The sequence below is a fragment of the Chryseobacterium sp. SSA4.19 genome, from assembly GCF_022601875.1.
GTDB lineage: Bacteria > Bacteroidota > Bacteroidia > Flavobacteriales > Weeksellaceae > Chryseobacterium.
On the sequence record NZ_JAKVIP010000057.1, the window covers coordinates 1 to 3,846 of the forward strand.

Genomic DNA, 3,846 nt, shown 5'->3' on the forward strand with positions numbered 1-3,846 from the left:
GAAAAGAACTACGGAGGCAAAGGCGATGACCATGTAAGAACTCTGGCTTTAACTTCCACAGGCTATCTCATCGGAGGTGAATCAAGATCGGAACGATCCGGCAATAAATCGGTAGGGATTGAAGAAGGAACTGACCTGTGGCTCATTTCACTCGATGAAAGAGGCGACGAGATCTGGCAGAAATCCTACAGCTTTAAGAACCGGGATGTGTTAATGGGGATGAGTGTGATGCAGAGAAAAGAAGAAAGAGCAAAGAATAAAGACATCACCACGGGGATTTTACTTGGTGGTTATACCCAGGCGGAAGGCAGGATGGAAACGGATGATGAGACGTTCTGGATGCTGTACCTGGACCAGGATGGCAATGAGCAGTGGAGAAAGCATGTCAAAGGAGAATCCAGGAAGAGAGAAGAAAGATTATCTGATATTAAGCTGAACCGTGACGGTTCCATCATATTAGCCGGAACCAGCGCAGAGGAGCTCGGAAAAGAGAACTGGAAGATTGTGAAGCTTGGAGACAGTCAGATTGATGCATTAATCGAAAAGCAGGATATGAAGATCTACCCGAACCCGGTGAGTGAGTATGCGTATGTGGAGATTGGGTTTGATTTCAAGGAAGCTGATATCACGTTGTATGATATGGGCGGAAGACAGCTGCAGAGCATTAAAACAAAGAATAAGGTAACGAAGATCAACACGCAGAGCCTTGTTCAGGGGGCTTACCTGGTTACGATTAAAACAAATAATAATAAAACAGCGAGTGCTAAATTGATTAAGAAATAAAAGATATATGAAAAAATATATAATGTTATTGGTATTATTTTGTTTTGCTGATCATTATTCAGCACAACAAATCGTAAGCCCATCTACGTTACCAAATATAGTGCCTCCATCTCCATCTGCATATGCTTTAGGAAACTATGGAAATATTCCAATAGGATTGTTTGTAGGTTCTCCCAATATATCAATTCCTTTATTGAGATATAGAACAAATAACATTTCATTACCATTAAATCTTTTTTATGGATCTAATGGTATTAAAGTTGACGAAGTTTCTTCTAATGTTGGGTTAGGATGGAATCTAAATTTCGGTGGTGTAATAACTCGGATGGTAAGGGATCTCCCTGATGAATTAAACCCTAATTCGTATGTTCCTGATAATGTTACCGGCGACATAACAAACTCTATTTCTATGCAGTTTTTTCAAGATGGAGGGAGAGGTAACATGGATACTGAAATTGATTTATATTCATATAATTTTAATGGAATATCAGGTAAATTCTTTTATGACCGTAATCATAAGCCACATTTAGTTGATCAGAAACAGGCTATAAAAATAGAAAGAATTGGAAATACGAATGGAGATGGTCAGGATTTCTTATTGATACTACCTACTGGAGAACAATATTATTTTACAGAAAAGGAGAGGACCACATATAGAACAAGCGGATCTGGGCATTCTCTTCCACAATCAGCTATTTCAGCATGGTACTTAACTAAAATTGTGCATCAAAAAGGTGATGAAATTTACTTTTCTTATGACCCTACATCGATGGAGTATATAAGCTCACAGTCTCAAACTATGACTATGTCATATCCCAAAGTGCAAACTAATTGTACCAACCCATATATTCTTGCTCCGACAATAAGCTCACTTATAGATCAGAATATGGACATTAATGGGAAGAAAATTAAATCAATCAGCAGTAATAATCCAACAGATGGATCTATTAGCTTCATTTATTCTACAGATACTTCTATACAAGATGTTGATGGAAGCTCTAAAGTACAGTACATTATACTAAAGGATAAAAATAATCAGACTATTGAATCCATTAATTTTAATTATTTGGGTACTTCAAACAAAAGAATTTTCTTGAATAATATAGCTTTTAAGGATCCCAATAAAGTATATTCTTTTGAATATGAAAAAATGACAGACTTCCCGCTGAGACTTTCTAAAAGTCAGGATCATTGGGGATATCATAATGGAGTATATAATAGCACTCTTGTTCCAAACAATATTAAAGATTATGATCTGTCAAGTAGTAATTATCCAGGAGCAGATAAAGAACCTCATTCTGAATATGCTAAAGTAGGGATGTTAAAGAAAATTATATATCCGACGAAAGGCTATACTGAATTGGAATATGAAGGAAATACATATTGGGGGGAAAAAACAATTTACCCAAGTATATTTACTAAGCAGCTTCAAATAAAGACAGATGTTTCTACGGACAGCGATTTGATTGAGTATACATTTGTATCACCGATTAACCAAAGAGTAACTGTAAATGCAACCTTGTTTGGGAACTCCATATCTCAATGTAGTAGCTTTGTCAGTTCTGGTCATTATTCAGGGAGTATCCAATTAGTCGGGACAAACTTTTTTACCCAAACAGATCTTGGATTAAGTAATGAAGGAAGTACTGTGGCACTTACACGGGACCATGCCTCACATCAATTGTATTTTAATGCAAATGCAGGAAGTACATATAAGATTATTCTTAATGCTAATTTTATGTGTAGTAATGTAAAAGCTTCTATATCCTATTATCAAACTGCACCACAAACTTTCAATACTAATTTAGATACAGGAGGGGTGAGAGTAAAATCTACAAAGGATTTTGATTCTTCCAACAATCAGCCTCAATATAAAAGATTTTTTTATGCTCATAAGGATGATATAAATCATTCCTCTGGTAAAATTGGTAGGAAGCCCTATTATATAGATTTCATTCAGTCACCATCAGCATGTAGTGTTGCTTGTAGCGATTCGAATTATAATCAGAACCTTGTATTAACCTCAAGCAGTTTGATTAATCTATTTGATACAGGAAGTAATAATTGTATTTATGAATATGTAGTAACGAGCAATGGAGGAGACAATTTTGAAAATGGCGGCGAAATGAAAACATTTAAAATTCATAGAGATTATTTTGGTAATAATCTCTTAGGAAGTAATATATTAAGCTCTCCATGGACAAATTTTGGCTGGGATAATGGAGTGGAATTAAAGTCTACATTATTTTCTAAAAATACTGGTTCACAAAATTTTAATATTATAAGAGAGTTAAATTCTGAATATGAGGTGAATACAGTCTATAATTATGAATTGAAAAATTACAACTTTAGACAAAAGTATGATGTATCGTGTGGAAATAACATAAGTAAAGTTTGCACAGCAGAGGATGTTTTAAAAAGCTTTACATATACTAACTGTCTTGCAAATCATACGCATGTTTGGACCACTTCCGATGATAAATGTCATGCAAATGGCGCAAATAATGTTACCCACACCATTCCTGACGCATGTTATGGCAAACCTATAGGTGCTACCGTAACATATCCCAATTATCTTAAAGGGCTGGACGTGGTGGAGTATAAATCTATTTCATACTGGCATTATTTAAAATCTCAGAAAACTACTGATTATGTAGGCGGAATACCTATTAAAACAGATACAGAATATTTCTATAATAATCCTTCTCATTTACAGTTGTCAAAACAGATAACGACTTCTCCAGATAATAGTATCACAGAAAATACATATCAATACGCCCACGAGAAAAGTAATCAAAAACTAATTGCAGCCAATATGGTGGGCATCCCATTAGAAACTACCACAGTCAAAAAGCAGAATGCAAATGATCCGGGTAAAACAGTCTCTAAGACCGAAGTAATATATCCTGACCAGAACAATTATCCGACACCACAAGCCGGCAGCCTTCTGCTTCCATTATCCGTTACATCATCTGACCAGCTTACGGGGGTAATGTCTACCGATGTTTCTTACGACAAATACGATCAAAAAGGCAACATTCTTCAGTATACCACCAAGGACGG

2 protein-coding genes are annotated in these 3,846 nt (G+C 35.6%); both read left to right on the forward strand.

What is annotated here, in order from left to right; translation table 11 throughout:
* The coding region (locus MKJ01_RS18660) for a T9SS type A sorting domain-containing protein (protein ID WP_241615759.1) at positions 1-783 on the forward strand (783 nt) is incomplete at its 5' end.
* 7 nt (positions 784-790) lie between these two features.
* A partial coding sequence (locus tag MKJ01_RS18665; protein ID WP_241615758.1) for a SpvB/TcaC N-terminal domain-containing protein occupies positions 791-3,846 on the forward strand: 3,056 nt, incomplete at its 3' end.